Origin of the sequence: Pukyongia salina (genome assembly GCF_002966125.1) — a bacterium.
In the GTDB taxonomy this organism is placed as follows: Bacteria; Bacteroidota; Bacteroidia; order Flavobacteriales; family Flavobacteriaceae; genus Pukyongia; species Pukyongia salina.
This window is the reverse complement of sequence record NZ_CP027062.1, coordinates 538,550-553,648: the sequence shown is the minus strand read 5'-3', so window position 1 is coordinate 553,648 and position 15,099 is coordinate 538,550. Positions and strand designations below refer to the sequence as shown.

Sequence of the window (15,099 nt, the reverse complement as noted above, 5' to 3'; positions counted from 1 at the left end):
TACTAACACTTTGGCTATTTTTGTGTTATGAAGTACCTCAAGGCTGCCTTCAATTTCTACCTGGATAGTAGCATTCACGTTGCAATCGCGGTGTGTTCATTGCTTTATCTCACGGTATTCGAATACGATATCGAACTTACCTCAGAGTTGGTGGGATTTGTTTTTTTTGGTACGATCACAGCGTACAATTTTGTAAAGTACGCAGGAGTTGCCCGCTTTCACCACAGGAGTCTTACCGATAAACTCCGGGTTATACAGGTGTTTTCATTGCTAAGCTTTGGGATGCTGGTATATTTTGCTACCAAGCTGCCGCCCAATCTCTATTGGTTAATGGGATCTTTAGGGGTAGTAACTTTTTTGTATGCCGTTCCTGTACTGGGAAAGAGAACTTTACGGATGCTGTCCGGTTTCAAGATCTTTGCGGTTGCTTTGGTTTGGGCCGGAATAACTGTACTCGCACCCTGGTTGGCCATTACGGATGTAATCTCCACAGACGTATGGCTAACTTTTGTTCAGCGTTGTCTTATTGTTATAGTATTAACAATTCCATTCGAGATCAGAGACCTGCGTTATGATGAAACTGCTTTGGGAACACTTCCTCAAAAATTAGGAGTGACCACTTCCAAATGGGTAGGTGTGCTGGTTATGTATCTGGGATTTTCGTTGGATCTATTCAAGGACGATTTTAGCTGTGCCCATTCCAGCGCTTTTGCGATGGCCTGCTTTCTGTGTGCGTTGGGATTATGGGGAGCAATTGAGGACCAGAAAAAATATTATGCTTCGTTTATTGTTGAAAGTATTCCTATAGCCTGGTTAGGCATATTTTATTTGCTGAAGTATTATTTCGAGATCTCTTGCTGAATTATCTTACGGATATTTTCTTTCTTATCCTCGGGCATCGTTTTGAGATCGGCCTTCTCAATGATCTCTGTGAGTTTTGTATTCTCAGACGAATGTTCCCTGCAAACTCTGCACATCATTTGATGTAATTTCATTAGGATACGTTCGAAGAAACTCGACTCCTGATACTGGGATTTATCACATATATGCGCCGCCTCGCCGCAATTAAATAGTATACCGATGTTCATTTAAAACCAATTATTTTGGAGGCACATCGCTAGGGATCGCCTTACCCTGTGGATGATAACCCAAAGGTTAGACGGCGTTATATTAAATTCATTACAGATAGCCTCCGTATCAAAATTTTCGATTGTTTTTTTCTTAAAAATCTGCGCCTGTCGATCGTCTAATTTACCCAAACAATTTAAAATGGCAAGTCCTAATTCTTCATTTTCCAGACTGTCCTCTGCAGTTTTGTCGAAAGGATCTTTTACCCGTTCCTCCAACCAGTCGCCTTCAGAATCCTCACCACTGTAGTTCACTCGTATTTCGGCTTTTCCCTTATTGGAATTAATCCTCCTGTAATGATCGATGATCTTTCGTTTTAAAATTGAGATGAGCCAGGTTCGTTCAGAGGCATCACCTTTGAAGTTATCCTTCGATTTCAAGCCTGCTAAAAAAGTTTCGGAAATAAGATCCTGCGCAATTTCGTGGTCGTTTACACGAACTATAGTGTAGTTGTACAGATAATCTGAATATCTGTCAACCCACTTTTCAGGATGTAATAGATCTAAACCCATAGCAGTTCCGAGAAGATTAATTCAAATGTAACAAACATTTAGGGAAATTAGTCCTTTTTAAGTAGTCCGGCTCTTCTTAATAGAGCCTCAGGATTAGGTTTTTTACCTCTAAATTTAATATACAATTTCATGGGCTCCATGGTTCCGCCTTTTGATAACACACTGTTTTTAAACTTTGTAGCGACATTTTTATTGAAAATGCCTTCTTGTTTAAAATATTCGAAAGCATCGGCATCAAGGACCTCCGCCCATTTATAGCTATAGTATCCCGCCGAATAACCGCCCTGAAAGATATGTGAAAAGGAAGTGCTCATACAGGTCTCGGCTGTTTCAGGAAAAAGTCGGGTAGCTTCAAAAGCATTACTTTCGAACGCCTTAACATCTTTAATTCCAGATGGATCTGCTCCATGCCAGGCCATATCCAGTAAACCAAAGCTAATCTGGCGCAGTGTCTGCATACCCTCTAGAAAGGTAGAAGATTCCTTGATCTTCTTTACGTATTCCATGGGTATTAATTCCCCTGTTTTATAATGTGTTGCGAATAATTCTAAGGTTTCTTTTTCGTAACACCAGTTCTCGAGAATCTGGCTGGGAAGTTCTACGAAATCCCAGTATACATTTGTACCCGACAAACCCGAATAGGTTGTATTAGCCAACATACCATGTAGCGCATGGCCAAATTCGTGGAAAAGGGTGGTTACTTCATTGAAGGTAAGTAATGAAGGTTTACTCGCAGTGGGTTTGGTAAAATTGCACACGATAGATATATGGGGTCGTTCATTATTACCATCCTTTATTTGCTGCGGCCGGTAGGAGGTCATCCATGCTCCGTTACGCTTCCCGGGCCGTGGATGGAAATCGGCGTAGAACAAGGCTACAAATTCACCGTCCTGGTCGGTTACGCGGTAAGTTTTCACTTCTTTGTGATATACATCTACATCGTTTGTCTCCTTGAAGTGAAGGCCATATAGTTTCGTTGCCACCGAAAACACTCCGGCAATTACCCTATCCAGTTCGAAATAAGGTTTGAGCTTTTCATCGTCCAGATCGAATAACTTCTGCTTTAGTTTCTCACCGTAATAGGCGCTATCCCATTTTTCAAGTCGATCGATACGATCGGTTTCCCTGGCAAAATTTTCTAGTTCGTCGAATTCTTTTTGAGCCGCTGGTTTCGCTTTTTCCAGTAACTCATTCAGGAAGGAGATCACCTTTTCGGGGGTTTCAGCCATTCTCTCTTCCAACACAAAGTGCGCATGAGATTGGTACCCTAGCAATTTTGCGCGTTGATGTCTTAAATGGACGATCTGGAGCACATTTTCTTCATTATTGTTTTTATTCTTCTGAAATGCCCTGGCTCCAAAAGCGAGCGATAACTTTTTCCGAAGTTCCCTGTTTTCAGCATATTTCATGAACGGAATATAGCTAGGGTAGTCCAGGGTGATTACCCATCCTTCCTTGTTCCTTTCTTTAGCCGTTTGGGCAGCCGCCTCTTTGGCTCCTTCCGGTAGCCCATTGAGATCATCTTCCTCCGTGATGTGTAATTCGTAGGCATTGGTCTCGGCCAGTACATTTTCACCAAAGGTGAGCGTGAGTTTCGAAAGATCGGCATCGATCTTCCTTAATTTGGTTTTATCATCCTCTGATAGATTCGCCCCGTTTCTGGCAAATCCTTTGTACTGCGTCTCGAGCAACATTCGTTGTTCAGGATCGAGCGATAAAGCATCTATTTTATCATAAACTGCTTTCACCCTGTTAAACAAGGGTTTATTGAGAAGCAGGTCATTCTTAAAATTTGTAAGCAAAGGAGATACTTCCTGGGCGATCTGTTGAATCTGGTCGTTGGTTTCGGCGCTGTTCAGATTAAAAAATATACTGCTTACAAGATTTAATTGCTCTCCGGTTCTCTCCAGTGCTTCTACGGTATTCTCAAAGGTGGGAGGTTCTTTTTGAGCAGCGATCTTTTCTATTTCCTTGTTGGTTTCCTCAATGAGTTTTTGAAAGGCAGGAAGAAAATCTTCGTTTTTAATTTTGGAAAAAGGAGAGGTTTCAAATTTTTGTAAGAGTGGATTCATTCAGATTTCGATTTGGACCGATAAATAACAATCGTTTGTGTGTTTTTACTTCAATTTCTTTGCGCCTTCTTCTACCTTTAGTTTAAGGCCTTCCTTGTAAGCAACAATTTTATCCAGTACACATTTATCTGCCGATCCTAATATCTGGGCTGCCAGTATTCCGGCGTTTTTGGCGCCATTGAGTGCAACTGTCGCCACAGGGACTCCTCCAGGCATCTGAAGGATTGAAAGTACAGAATCCCATCCGTCGATAGAATTACTCGACTTTACCGGAACTCCAATAACCGGTAGGGGAGACAGGGATGCGATCATCCCGGGCAGGTGTGCAGCACCTCCGGCACCTGCAATGATCACCGAAAACCCTCGTTCATGGGCGTGTTTTCCGTAGTCGAACAGCTTATCGGGGGTGCGATGGGCAGATACAATATCTACTTCAACTTCGATATCAAAGCCTTTTAAAATGTCTATAGCTTCCTGCATGACCGGCAGGTCGCTGGTGCTTCCCATTATTACTCCTACTTTACTCATATCGATTTATTTACTTATAACTTTTATCGAATTTTTCACTTCTTCGGCAATTTTTCTTGCCTCCGAAAGAGATTCATTTACTATGGTAACATGCCCCATTTTGCGAAACGGACGGGTTTGCCGCTTTCCATAAATATGAGGTGTAACCCCTTCCATAGCCATGATGTGCTCAATATTCTCGTAAACTACATCACCGGTATGTCCTTCGGCCCCTACCAAATTTACCATAATACCACCAACTTTACTATCGGTCTTTCCCAGGGGTAAGTCTAATATGGCTCTCAGGTGTTGTTCAAATTGATTCGTGTAACTCGCTTCTATGCTGTAATGTCCGCTGTTATGAGGTCTGGGGGCTACTTCATTTACCAGGATATCGCCTTCCTCTGTCTGAAACATTTCCACCGCCAATAACCCTACATGGCCAAAAGCTCGTGATACTTGCTCGGCAACCGCCCTTGCTTTGGTGGCTATTTCAGGTTCTATTCGAGCAGGACAGATAACATATTCCACCTGGTTCGCTTCCGGGTGAAATTCCATTTCCACCACCGGGTAAGTACTTACTTCACCTTTCGGATTTCGCGCTACTATCACTGCTAACTCGTTCTTGAACGGAATAAGATCTTCTGCTATACACTCACCCTCCAGGAGATTATCCATGTCCTTCATACCTCTTATGATACTCACCCCTTTCCCGTCGTAACCTCCAGTACAACTTTTCCATACAAAAGGAAACCCAACTTCATTATTTTCCACGGCCGCTGAAAGCGATTCAAGATTTTCGAATAGTCGGAAAGAGGACGTAGGAATTTCATGACTTGTATAAAATTCTTTCTGTTTTCCTTTATGCTGAATATGCCTCAGGGTCTTGGACGACGGATATACTTTTAACCCTTCGTTTTCCAATTTCTCCAATGCTTCTATATTTACGCCTTCAATTTCGAAAGTTAGCAGATCCACATCCTTTCCGAAGGAATAGACGGTATCGAAATCCATAAGATCGCCTTGAACAAATTTATTGCAGGCTATTCGGCATGGAGCTTCCGCGCTGGGGTCCAGAACTTTGGTTTTAATATCGTATTTGCGGGTTTCGTAAAGCAGCATTTTTCCTAGCTGGCCGCCGCCTAAAATTCCGAGAGTAAATTCAGAAGAAAAATAATTAGCCATGCCGCAAAGGTACAATCTTCTTTGCAATTGTTATCTTTGCAACTTCGTTATGTGGCGAATTTTTAGATCATTATTCAGAAAGAAAAAAAAGCGAATGAAAAACATCGTATTGTTCGGCCCGCCCGGTGCCGGAAAAGGAACCCAGGCAGAAGTTTTAAAAGAGAAATATCAACTAGTACATATCTCCACCGGTGATGTCTTCAGATTTAATATAAAAAATGAAACAGAACTCGGGATGTTGGCTAAAAGTTATATGGATAAGGGACATCTTGTACCCGATGAGGTGACCATCAATATGCTAAATGCCGAAGTGGAAAAGAATGCAGATGCCAACGGTTTTATCTTCGACGGTTTTCCTCGTACCGAAGCTCAGGCAACTGCACTGGCTAAACTTATGGAGGAGAAAAATAGCCAGATCAATGCTATGGTCGCATTGGAAGTAGATGATGAGGTCCTTGTGGGCAGATTGCTGGAAAGAGGAAAATCCAGTGGACGTGCAGACGACGCCAACGAAGAAGTAATACGCGAGCGAATAGCCGAATACTATAGAAAAACAGATATTCTGAAAAAGTTTTACCAGGCTCAGGACAAATACTATGGAGTGGATGGTGTAGGTTCCATAGAAGAGATTACAGATCGTTTAAGCGCGGTTATTGATACAATTTAAGAGATTGGGGCTTTAAAGTGTTTTTCCGAATCTCTAACATACTAACACCTCACCACTAAGGTACCCAGCAGATGACTGAAGGCAACTTTGTAGATTATGTAAAAATTCATGTTACTTCCGGGAAAGGAGGCAAAGGGAGCGCACACCTAAGACGAGAGAAATATATCCCCAAAGGTGGTCCGGACGGAGGTGATGGCGGGCGAGGTGGCCATGTGATCCTGAAGGCAAACAAGAATATGTGGACCTTGTATCACCTTAAATTTAAACGACATTACAAGGCCGGACATGGTATGGCCGGCGGGAAGCAAACCAGTACCGGGGCAGACGGGGAGGATATTTATATTGAGGTTCCCTTAGGAACAGCAGTGAAGAACACAGATACCGGTGAATTGCTTCAGGAACTAATGGAACACGGAGATGAACTAATCATCGCCAGAGGAGGTAAAGGGGGTAAAGGAAATGCACATTTTAAAAGTGCTACTCGCCAGACTCCGCGTTACGCACAGCCGGGACTGGAAGGAGAAGAAGGAAATTTCACCCTGGAGATGAAGGTTCTTGCAGATGTAGGCCTGGTAGGATTCCCCAATGCGGGTAAATCAACGTTGTTGTCTGTACTTACAGCGGCAAAGCCCAAGATCGCTAATTATGAGTTTACCACGCTCAAACCCAACCTGGGTATAGTAGAGTACCGCGATTACCAGACCTTTGTTATGGCCGATATCCCGGGGATCATAGAAGGAGCTGCCGAAGGTAAAGGCCTTGGTCATTACTTCCTTAGACATATAGAGCGTAATTCCACACTTTTATTCCTAATTCCTGCCGATGCAGACGACATTAGAAAACAATACGATATCCTGGTGGATGAGTTAAAACGCTATAACCCCGAATTACTGGATAAAGAGCGCCTGGTGGCAATTTCAAAAAGCGATATGCTGGATGAAGAGCTGAGGATGGAAATGAAAGAAGAGCTTGATAGGGAATTTAAAGGGATCCCTTATTTGTTTATCTCTTCTGTGGCTCAACAAGGCCTGAAAGAGTTGAAGGACAAATTGTGGGAGATGTTGAATACAGACGAAAAAATTTGAGCGGAAAGCCCATTAAAATTCGTTAAAGAATAATAAAACCGAAAACCGCAACCTCCTTTTTTAAGTATATTTATCTAAAATATGCTTATGAAAATTTTTCTTACACTAGTTCTGTCGGTACTGGTACTTTCCTGTGGAGCTACAGTAGCAGTAGATTATGACGATTCCACAGATTTTAACCAATACAAGACGTATAACTTCTATCCCGATATAGAATCCGGTCTGAACGAACTGGACGATAAGCGCATTATAAAGATCACAGACAGCCTGCTACAGCAGCGTGGTTTTGTGCGTTCAGAGTCGCCACATTTCTATATTAACTTCTTTGCATCGGAGTTTTTGTCGAATTCGCGAAACACCATTGGAATAGGTGTTGGAGGAGGCGGAGGTAACGTAGGGGTAGGAGTGAGCGGTGGAATTCCCATTGGCGGACGAGTGGTGAACCAGCGTCTTACAATGGATTTTGTCGATACCACTGCAGATGATCTTATCTGGCAAGCTGTGGCCGATGGTGAACTGAAAGAAAAGGCTTCCCCGGCCAAAAAAGAGGCGCACTACGTGTTAGTAATCTCTAAGATCCTTAAAAAATACCCCCCAAAGACGAAATAAGTAACAAAATAATTAGTTGTTATCTTTACACTTAAACCTACGCTATGAAGAAATTGTTGTTGTTTTTACTCTTTCCAGCCCTGATCTGTGCTCAAACCTCATTTCAGCAAGCAGAAGAATACTTCAATAATGAGCAATTCAACAAGGCAAAACCTTTGTTTAAGGAATACCTGAAACACAACCCCAATCACGTGAAAACCCGGGAATACCTGGGGGATATTGCCGGCTATGCTAAAGATTGGGACACCGCCATCTCGTATTACGAACCCCTGGTGGAGGAAGATCCCAAAAATGCCAATTATCACTTTAAATATGGTGGTGCAATGGGTATGAAAGCGCTGGAAATAAGTAGGATTAGAGCCCTTGGGTATGTGGGAGATATTAAAAGTTCCTTCGAAACAGCCGCAAAACTCGATCCCTTACATATTGAAGTTCGCTGGGCGCTGGTTGAGTTTTATATCCAGCTTCCCGGAATAATTGGAGGAAGCGAGCGCAAAGCCATAAAATACGCCAACGAACTGCTTAAGATCTCCCCTGTGGACGGGTACCTGGCCAACGGTTACATAGCCGAATACAGCGAAAGACCGCAAGATGCAGAAAGGTACTATAAAAAGGCTATTGAAGTGGGCGGATCTGCTCATACCTACGAAAAACTCACCAATCTGTATGAGACCAACAACAGGCCCGAGGAAGCAATTCAAACGGCTTCTGTATCCCTAAAGAAGCATAAACGAAACAGCCTTAATTATCAGATCGGAAAGATCGCTGCTCAATACAACCTTAACGCCGAGTTAGGAATTAATTGTCTTCAGAAATACATAGAAAACCACTCTGTACGGGACGGTGTGCCTAAAGATTGGGCCTATTACCGCCTGGCACAGATATATAAGAACTTAGGCAAGAAGGATAAGGCCCTGCAATGGATAAATAAAGCCCTGGCAGATCGACCAGATTTTAAAGAAGCCCGGGAGGAGAAACAACAAATATTGTCCCTTTAATTATTTGGGCAAGCCCTATAGTTCGAACTATAGGGCCGGGCTATTGGCTGTAGTTTTGTTTCACAAAAGCTACTTGCCGCTATCCCTCTTGCAATTCAAAATACTACCTTTACAAAAAATTTTTAGTGCCCATGCGAGTACATTTTATTGCTATTGGCGGAAGTGCCATGCACAACCTGGCTTTAGCCTTACACGCTAAAGGTTACCATGTAACGGGTAGCGATGATACCATCTTCGACCCATCCAAGACAAGGTTGGAAAAAAAAGGATTACTGCCGGAGGCCTTCGGTTGGTTTCCGGAAAAGATCAGCAACAGTCTAGATGCAGTAATCCTGGGGATGCACGCCAAAGCCGATAACCCGGAACTACTAAAAGCCAAAGAACTCGATCTTACTATTTATTCGTATCCGGAGTTCCTTTATCAGCAGGCAAAGCATAAAACCCGGGTGGTCATTGGTGGTTCTCATGGCAAAACAACCATCACTTCCATGATCTTGCATGTAATGCATTACCACGACAGGGAAGTAGACTATATGGTAGGGGCCCAATTGGAAGGATTCGAGACTATGGTACGCCTTACCGAGGATGCCGATTTTATGGTTTTGGAAGGCGATGAATACCTCTCATCACCCATAGACCGACGACCAAAATTTCATCTGTATAAACCCAATATAGCCTTGTTAAGCGGGATCGCTTGGGATCACATCAACGTATTCCCTACTTATGAGAATTATGTAGAGCAGTTCGACATCTTTGTTAACGAGATCACAAACGGAGGTGCCATTGTATACAACCAGGAGGATCCCGAAGTAAAAAAAGTGGTAGAAGGCTCTCCTAACCCCATCAAGAAATACCCATATAAAACTCCTGCTTACCAGGTGGAAAATGGTACTACACTTCTCCAATCACCAGAGGGACTCATGCCCGTAGAGATCTTTGGGAAGCACAATCTCAATAATCTTGAAGGGGCTCGATGGATCTGCCAGTTGATGGGAATAGATGCCGACGATTTCTATGAGGCTATTGCCTCGTTCAGCGGTGCGAGTAAGCGTCTCGAAAAGTTAGCCGAATCTGCCACTTCGGTGGCATACAAGGATTTTGCGCATTCTCCCAGTAAGGTGATGGCAACCACACGGGCAGTGAAGGACCAATATCCCGATAGGCAGCTGCTGGCCTGTCTGGAATTGCACACTTACAGTAGTCTCAACCCCGAGTTCTTATATGAGTACAATTCGGCGCTCGATGCAGCAGATACTGCCGTGGTATTTTACTCTCCCCACGCCGTGGAGATCAAGAAGCTACAGCCTATTTCGGAAGAACAAATTGCAAAAGCTTTCCAGAGGGACGACCTGGTAATTTTCACAGACCCTTCAAAATTCAAAGAGTATCTGTTCTCTCAAAACATGGAGAATAAATCGCTGTTATTAATGAGTAGTGGTAATTATGGCGGTTTAGATTTCGAAGCGGTAAAGTCACTTTTTTAAGCCCGGTGAGTATAATTGCTCGCACAAACTCTGTGATAGATTATCTAACCTGAACTTTTTATCTATAATTACGACACCTCCAGGCGGTCGTAGATAGTATCGATAAATTCTTTATATCCATTCTTACATTGCCGTATGAGCTCTGTTTTGGCTAGCGCATAATCTGTATCATTTTTATCCTGTGAAAGTTTGAACTTCCCCTCCCATTGGGTGATCTCAATTTCGAAAGCCTTGATATAATTTACCATCCTATCCATTTTAGGGTTGTCTTTCTCAAGGATGAATTTTGGACGACTTCCTTCTAAAAAGGCCGTCATATCGATCATGGTTTTCTTTACTAACTCGGGAGCGGTTATTCTGTGAATGATCCCACTTAGATGAACTATAATGTAATTCCAGGTAGGTAATTGCTCTGTGGAGTATACTGAGGGAGAAATATAGCAGTCGGGTCCTTTAAAAACTACAGTAGCTTTCGCGCCATCGGTTAGAGTGGTTACCTGTGGGTTCTGGGCATCGATATGCGCTACAAGGCGCCCTGAGTCCTCATTGTAGATAACTGGGATATGCGTTATAAAAGAGTTGCTGTTTTGTGCAGTGACCAGTATTCCGAACGGAAAGGTCTTCACTACTTCGATCATCTTGGATCGATCATGAGATTGATGATAGGGAGGAGGGTACATTCTTTAAAATTTGAATAACAATTTTTAGTTAGTTACGGCTCAAGACTTAAAAATGTTGCTCTGCAACTTATCATTTTTAAGCCTTGCACCACCCCTTCAATGGGGGTATGGCTTAATAGTCGTTTATAAACCAAATTGACGCAAATGATGATCCAGATGCTTTATTATTTGGTTACGGCCCAAGCCTTAAAAATGTTGCTCCGCAATTTATCATTTTTAAGTCTTGCACCACCCCTTCAATGGGGGTATGGCTTTATAGTCGTTTATAAACCAAATTGTCGCAAATGATGATCCAGATGCTTATATTGCATTTTACCCCATTGTTCATTGGTGAATTTTCCAAAAGAGGGGTGATCTCCCCAATCCTGCTTGTCCAATTGAGATCCGATCTCATCCAGAAGCGCATCCAGCTTTGCTTTTTCTTGCGTAAAATCTCGCTCTTCAGTTTGCTTGAATACCTTTACCGTAGGCAGATTCTTGCGCCATAATCTGTCGTTATACATCGCTTTTTTGAAAAACGTATTAAAGAACCAATTAGGCTTCAGGTTATAATCGTCATGTTTTAGCATGATGTTTAGAGGTCCCTGGCAATGGCGAAGCATTTGGGCGGGAGTCATTTTTCCCCATTGCCTTTCCGAATTTTCATTCAATTGGCTAAGCCTGTTCTGTATTTCTTGAAAGGTATCTCTGTCTAATATGGATTTCATCTGTTCTGTAATTTTACAGTAGAAAGATACGAACATTCAATTAGTTTTCTATCTTTGAGACACGCGTTTCAACGCCTACTGCACTCTAACTTCCCTCCTTCGTAGCCTGTTTTACTTATTCTAGATTAGATGAATTGATGGCTATAGCTACGTTTTCGTTATGTATAATACAAAAGATTCTTTCTCCATTAAATGTTGGAACGAGGACGACCGCCCTCGAGAAAAATTGGTCAAAAAGGGAAAAACGGCTGTAAGCGATGCCGAACTTATTGCCATACTTCTAGGGTCCGGTAGCAGGGATGAAAGTGCTGTAAGCCTCGCAAAAAGAATACTGGCAAGGGCCGAGAACAATCTTAATGCACTTGGGAAATTAAGTGTGAAAGATCTTTGCAAGTTCAAAGGAGTGGGCGAAGTTAAAGCCATTAATATTATTGCTGCCCTCGAATTAGGTAACCGTCGCCGTGCACAGCAGGCACTCGAACTTCGTAAAATTACCTCGAGTGTTTCGGTTTTCGAACTCATGCAACCCTTGATCGGGCAACTGGACCATGAAGAATTCTGGGTGGTTTATCTCAATAATTCCAATAAGGTGATACAAACTAAACAGCTTAGTAAAGGGGGTATTACGGGAACGCTGGTCGATATACGTATTGCGTTTAGACAGGCCTTAGAATTAGGCGCCGTTGCATTAATCATGGCACATAATCATCCCAGTGGAGCCTTAAAGCCCAGTGAAAGTGATATAAAATTAACCGCCAAGATCAAAAAAGCGGGAGAAAGTCTGGATATAAGCATTCTGGATCATCTTATAATAACCGAAAAAGCGTATTTTAGCTTTGCTGATGAACAAATGCTTTAAGGCACATGCTGTTAATCTTTTCGCAACAAATCACACCTCGCCTCGATTTTATTTTTAAGCATGTCTGTACACGTATTCTCGAACTGGAGATAGGTTTCACATCGGTTATTGAAGAGTTTATCGCTCATCAGGGGCCGAAACTATCTTACGCAAAACAACCCATGGGTAACGAAATGTTCGTGCAAAGTTACGGCTTGCTCGAACAGAGTGGAGTAGAGGACCTTGAAGTACAAGTAAAGCCATGGGATGAGACCTTTAGTTTTTTTCAAGTTGGAGAGAAAAGCGATCTGCCTTTCGATATTTTTTCAGCCGCCTTTTACCTGTTAAGCCGCTATGAAGAATATCTTCCTCATGTAAAAGATTCCCTGGGAAGATTTCCGGCTACCGAAAGTCTGGGATATCGGGAAGGATTTTTACTGCAACCTGTGGTCGATATCTGGGCTTATAAATTCATGACGGTGCTTCAACAAAAGTTTTCGGATGTACCATTTCCAAAGAAAAATGGGAAGATACACTCCCTCATAAAGATAGAACAACCCTATTTGTATATTCAGAAAGGGTTTGTAAGATCCCTGGCCGGTTATTTAAAAGATATCGGGAAATTTAAGTTTAAAAGTGCATTCAAACGCAGCCGCGTGCTTTTAGGTATTGGAAAAGATCCGTATAGTGTGTACGACTGGATCGTTTCTGTAAGCAAACAAAGTAAAAACTCCATAACAGCATTCTTTTTACTTGGCGATCATCCCAGTTTGAAGGATGGTTTCAACTCACGGAGGAAAAAGTTTAAACTGCTTCTTAAATATTTCAACGATTATAACGAGGTTGGGCTGTTGTTCTCCTATCAGGCCCTCAACGATACCGAGATATTGAAACTGGAGAAACGACAGCTTGAGGAAACTACATTGAGAACTCTCAGGTCTTCGATGAATTCAGACTATCTCGTTGTATTGCCGGAGCTGTACAGGATGTTGGTAGAGCAGGAAATAGAGAGGGATTTCTCTATGGTGTATGAGGATACTCCCGGTTTTAGAGCGGGAACCTGTACTCCTTTCCTATTCTACGACCTCGATTATGAAATTAAAACACCTCTTGTAATTCATCCGGTTGCATTCACTACAGAAGGCTTTAACAATAAATACGAATCGGACAGCTTGCAGCGTATATCGGCCATGCAACAGTTGGTGCTGGGCCTAAATGGTACGTTCTCAATCTTCTTTAATATTAGGGATTTTACCGATGAGAAAAGTAACGCTATCTGGCGAAATTTATTTGAACAACAATTACATGCTCATGAATAAATCGATAACAGACGTTTTCTTCGACCTGGACCATACGCTATGGGATTTCGATCGAAATTCGGAGCTCGCATTCTCACGATTGTTCAAGTCGCACCAGATCAAGCTACAACTTTCAGAATTTATAAAAGTCTACGAACCCATCAATTTCGAATACTGGAAATTGTACAGGGAAAATCTGGTGACCAAGCAGGAGTTGCGGCGAGGACGTTTTAGGGATGCCTTTCTGCCTTTTGGGATTTCCTTTTCCATGGAGGAACTCGATGCTATGGCAGTAACCTATATAGACGAGTTACCTAAAGACAATTATTTATTAGAGGGGGCTATCGAAATACTGGAATATCTTAATCCCCGATATCAATTGCATATTATTACCAACGGATTTGCAGAAGTTCAGGCACTTAAACTTCAGAATAGTAGAATTTCACACTTTTTCAATACGGTTACTTCATCTGAAGAGGTAGGGTTAAAGAAACCTCATCCTGTTATATTTGAAACGGCTCTTGATAAAGCATCGGTTCCTCCGCATCGAAGTATAATGATAGGAGATACCTTCGAGGCGGATATTCTGGGTGCTGAAAAAGTAGGAATGCACACCTTGTTTTATAATTATCGCAAAGTTATTGTTCCAGATACCTATAGTGTGGTGAATCATCTTTACGAGATTAAAACCCACTTGTAGCATACTATTATCCCGTTAGCGTCGTTTAATTTTAACGTAAAGCCCCTCTTTATGAAACGTAACCTATTAAGGCCATTGGTGGTCCTGTTCCTAAGTTTGCTGGTTGTAGCCTGTGTAAAAGATACCGATTTCGACCAGGCTGAAGATATTGCACTTACTCCGGTGGTGGAACTAGATCTTATCTATTTTGATATAGACGCCGGCGAATTCTACGATGAGATTAACGAGATCCCCGTATTAACAGTCTCCGATACCACAGAGATACGTTTTCTCGATGATACCGAAATCCAGGAAAGTTTGAGAAGGGCCGATTTCTACTTCAAATTTACCAATAGCATTCCGCGAAATTTTCAGGTCGATTTCCAATTCCTTAGCGAACAAAATGATACTACATATACAACACAGACCACTGTGGTTGAAGGAACTGTTGCCGCCCCCATTGTAACCATTTTCGAAGAGATCATCGAAGCAGACGAAATTTTACAACTTACGATGGCGAATAGAGTAGTGGTATCTGTCACTATTCCGGATTCCAATCCCGACCTGGAAGGAAACCTTAACCTGAAGTCGAAAACCACGTATTACCTGGAAATTAGAGATAGACAATAATTACTATGCGGAAACTGTCT

The 15,099-nt window shown here is 42.3% G+C and carries 17 protein-coding genes; 10 read left to right on the top strand and 7 right to left on the bottom strand.

The features are described 5' to 3' along the window. Positions 1-27 precede the first annotated feature (27 nt). Positions 28-861 (top strand): hypothetical protein, encoded by an 834-nt coding sequence (locus C5O00_RS02545; RefSeq protein WP_105214670.1) that lies wholly within the window; start codon positions 28-30, stop codon positions 859-861. Here the strand turns inward: C5O00_RS02545 and C5O00_RS02540 are convergent. Genes C5O00_RS02540 through purK form a run of 5 tightly spaced genes read right to left on the bottom strand, consistent with a single transcriptional unit; the run spans position 840 to position 5,404 of the window. Then, positions 840-1,088, bottom strand: coding sequence for a hypothetical protein (locus C5O00_RS02540; RefSeq protein ID WP_105214668.1), 249 nt, complete (start codon positions 1,086-1,088; stop codon positions 840-842). The two genes, C5O00_RS02545 and C5O00_RS02540, sit on opposite strands and share 22 nt — an antisense overlap. Next, positions 1,089-1,640 (bottom strand): sigma-70 family RNA polymerase sigma factor, encoded by a 552-nt coding sequence (locus C5O00_RS02535; protein WP_105214666.1) that lies wholly within the window; start codon positions 1,638-1,640, stop codon positions 1,089-1,091. Between the two features lie 47 nt (positions 1,641-1,687). Further along, positions 1,688-3,712 (bottom strand): M3 family metallopeptidase, encoded by a 2,025-nt coding sequence (locus C5O00_RS02530; protein WP_105214664.1) that lies wholly within the window; start codon positions 3,710-3,712, stop codon positions 1,688-1,690. Between the two features lie 45 nt (positions 3,713-3,757). Next, entirely contained in the window at positions 3,758-4,240 is a 483-nt protein-coding gene (purE, locus tag C5O00_RS02525) for a 5-(carboxyamino)imidazole ribonucleotide mutase (protein ID WP_105214662.1), read from the bottom strand. A 6-nt stretch (positions 4,241-4,246) separates the two neighbouring features. Then, positions 4,247-5,404: a 5-(carboxyamino)imidazole ribonucleotide synthase gene (purK, locus tag C5O00_RS02520; protein ID WP_105214660.1), complete on the bottom strand. Its 1,158-nt coding sequence runs from the start codon at positions 5,402-5,404 to the stop codon at positions 4,247-4,249. Between the two features lie 94 nt (positions 5,405-5,498). Between purK and C5O00_RS02515 the strand changes: the two genes are divergently transcribed. The 5 genes from C5O00_RS02515 to C5O00_RS02495 all read left to right on the top strand — a co-directional run bounded on the left by C5O00_RS02515 (position 5,499) and on the right by C5O00_RS02495 (position 10,247). Then, entirely contained in the window at positions 5,499-6,071 is a 573-nt protein-coding gene (locus tag C5O00_RS02515; RefSeq protein ID WP_105217547.1) for an adenylate kinase, read from the top strand. 71 nt (positions 6,072-6,142) lie between these two features. Further along, positions 6,143-7,156: a GTPase ObgE gene (gene obgE / locus C5O00_RS02510; RefSeq protein ID WP_105214658.1), complete on the top strand. Its 1,014-nt coding sequence runs from the start codon at positions 6,143-6,145 to the stop codon at positions 7,154-7,156. Positions 7,157-7,243: 87 nt separating this feature from the next. Then, the gene (locus C5O00_RS02505; RefSeq protein WP_105217546.1) at positions 7,244-7,765 is read left to right on the top strand and encodes a DUF4136 domain-containing protein; all 522 of its coding nucleotides are present in this window, start codon (positions 7,244-7,246) and stop codon (positions 7,763-7,765) included. A gap of 44 nt (positions 7,766-7,809) precedes the next feature. Further along, positions 7,810-8,763, top strand: coding sequence for a tetratricopeptide repeat protein (locus C5O00_RS02500; protein ID WP_105214656.1), 954 nt, complete (start codon positions 7,810-7,812; stop codon positions 8,761-8,763). A gap of 131 nt (positions 8,764-8,894) precedes the next feature. Beyond that, a complete protein-coding gene (locus tag C5O00_RS02495) occupies positions 8,895-10,247 on the top strand; it encodes a UDP-N-acetylmuramate--L-alanine ligase (RefSeq protein WP_105214654.1) in 1,353 nt (450 codons plus the stop codon). Positions 10,248-10,315: 68 nt separating this feature from the next. On the opposite strand, the gene C5O00_RS02490 is transcribed toward C5O00_RS02495, so the two are convergent. Next, positions 10,316-10,927, bottom strand: a complete 612-nt coding sequence (locus tag C5O00_RS02490) for an FMN-binding negative transcriptional regulator (protein ID WP_105214652.1) — start codon at positions 10,925-10,927, stop codon at positions 10,316-10,318. A 263-nt stretch (positions 10,928-11,190) separates the two neighbouring features. Next, entirely contained in the window at positions 11,191-11,634 is a 444-nt protein-coding gene (locus tag C5O00_RS02485) for a DUF1569 domain-containing protein (protein ID WP_105214650.1), read from the bottom strand. Between the two features lie 160 nt (positions 11,635-11,794). Here C5O00_RS02485 and radC point away from each other — a divergent pair, with 160 nt between their 5' ends. From radC to C5O00_RS02465, 4 genes are read left to right on the top strand one after another with little or no spacing between them, the layout of a single operon-like run. Continuing rightward, a complete protein-coding gene (radC, locus tag C5O00_RS02480; protein ID WP_105214649.1) occupies positions 11,795-12,493 on the top strand; it encodes a RadC family protein in 699 nt (232 codons plus the stop codon). Positions 12,494-12,498: 5 nt separating this feature from the next. Beyond that, on the top strand, positions 12,499-13,791 hold the full coding sequence (locus C5O00_RS02475) for a DUF7033 domain-containing protein (RefSeq protein WP_105214647.1): 1,293 nt from the start codon (positions 12,499-12,501) through the stop codon (positions 13,789-13,791). Then, positions 13,784-14,470: a YjjG family noncanonical pyrimidine nucleotidase gene (locus C5O00_RS02470; RefSeq protein WP_244593016.1), complete on the top strand. Its 687-nt coding sequence runs from the start codon at positions 13,784-13,786 to the stop codon at positions 14,468-14,470. The genes C5O00_RS02475 and C5O00_RS02470 overlap by 8 nt, the downstream gene beginning before the upstream one ends. A gap of 51 nt (positions 14,471-14,521) precedes the next feature. Beyond that, positions 14,522-15,079, top strand: a complete 558-nt coding sequence (locus C5O00_RS02465; protein WP_105214643.1) for a hypothetical protein — start codon at positions 14,522-14,524, stop codon at positions 15,077-15,079. Positions 15,080-15,099: the final 20 nt, after the last annotated feature.

What these genes read in the sequence shown, in the direction of transcription:
- C5O00_RS02545 (WP_105214670.1), top strand. Translation starts at nt 28, where the DNA reads ATGAAGTACCTCAAGGCTGCCTTCAATTTCTACCTGGATAGTAGCATT.
- C5O00_RS02540 (WP_105214668.1), bottom strand. Translation starts at nt 1,088, where the DNA reads ATGAACATCGGTATACTATTTAATTGCGGCGAGGCGGCGCATATATGT.
- C5O00_RS02535 (WP_105214666.1), bottom strand. Translation starts at nt 1,640, where the DNA reads ATGGGTTTAGATCTATTACATCCTGAAAAGTGGGTTGACAGATATTCA.
- C5O00_RS02530 (WP_105214664.1), bottom strand. Translation starts at nt 3,712, where the DNA reads ATGAATCCACTCTTACAAAAATTTGAAACCTCTCCTTTTTCCAAAATT.
- purE (WP_105214662.1), bottom strand. Translation starts at nt 4,240, where the DNA reads ATGAGTAAAGTAGGAGTAATAATGGGAAGCACCAGCGACCTGCCGGTC.
- purK (WP_105214660.1), bottom strand. Translation starts at nt 5,404, where the DNA reads ATGGCTAATTATTTTTCTTCTGAATTTACTCTCGGAATTTTAGGCGGC.
- C5O00_RS02515 (WP_105217547.1), top strand. Translation starts at nt 5,499, where the DNA reads ATGAAAAACATCGTATTGTTCGGCCCGCCCGGTGCCGGAAAAGGAACC.
- obgE (WP_105214658.1), top strand. Translation starts at nt 6,143, where the DNA reads ATGACTGAAGGCAACTTTGTAGATTATGTAAAAATTCATGTTACTTCC.
- C5O00_RS02505 (WP_105217546.1), top strand. Translation starts at nt 7,244, where the DNA reads ATGAAAATTTTTCTTACACTAGTTCTGTCGGTACTGGTACTTTCCTGT.
- C5O00_RS02500 (WP_105214656.1), top strand. Translation starts at nt 7,810, where the DNA reads ATGAAGAAATTGTTGTTGTTTTTACTCTTTCCAGCCCTGATCTGTGCT.
- C5O00_RS02495 (WP_105214654.1), top strand. Translation starts at nt 8,895, where the DNA reads ATGCGAGTACATTTTATTGCTATTGGCGGAAGTGCCATGCACAACCTG.
- C5O00_RS02490 (WP_105214652.1), bottom strand. Translation starts at nt 10,927, where the DNA reads ATGTACCCTCCTCCCTATCATCAATCTCATGATCGATCCAAGATGATC.
- C5O00_RS02485 (WP_105214650.1), bottom strand. Translation starts at nt 11,634, where the DNA reads ATGAAATCCATATTAGACAGAGATACCTTTCAAGAAATACAGAACAGG.
- radC (WP_105214649.1), top strand. Translation starts at nt 11,795, where the DNA reads ATGTATAATACAAAAGATTCTTTCTCCATTAAATGTTGGAACGAGGAC.
- C5O00_RS02475 (WP_105214647.1), top strand. Translation starts at nt 12,499, where the DNA reads ATGCTGTTAATCTTTTCGCAACAAATCACACCTCGCCTCGATTTTATT.
- C5O00_RS02470 (WP_244593016.1), top strand. Translation starts at nt 13,784, where the DNA reads ATGAATAAATCGATAACAGACGTTTTCTTCGACCTGGACCATACGCTA.
- C5O00_RS02465 (WP_105214643.1), top strand. Translation starts at nt 14,522, where the DNA reads ATGAAACGTAACCTATTAAGGCCATTGGTGGTCCTGTTCCTAAGTTTG.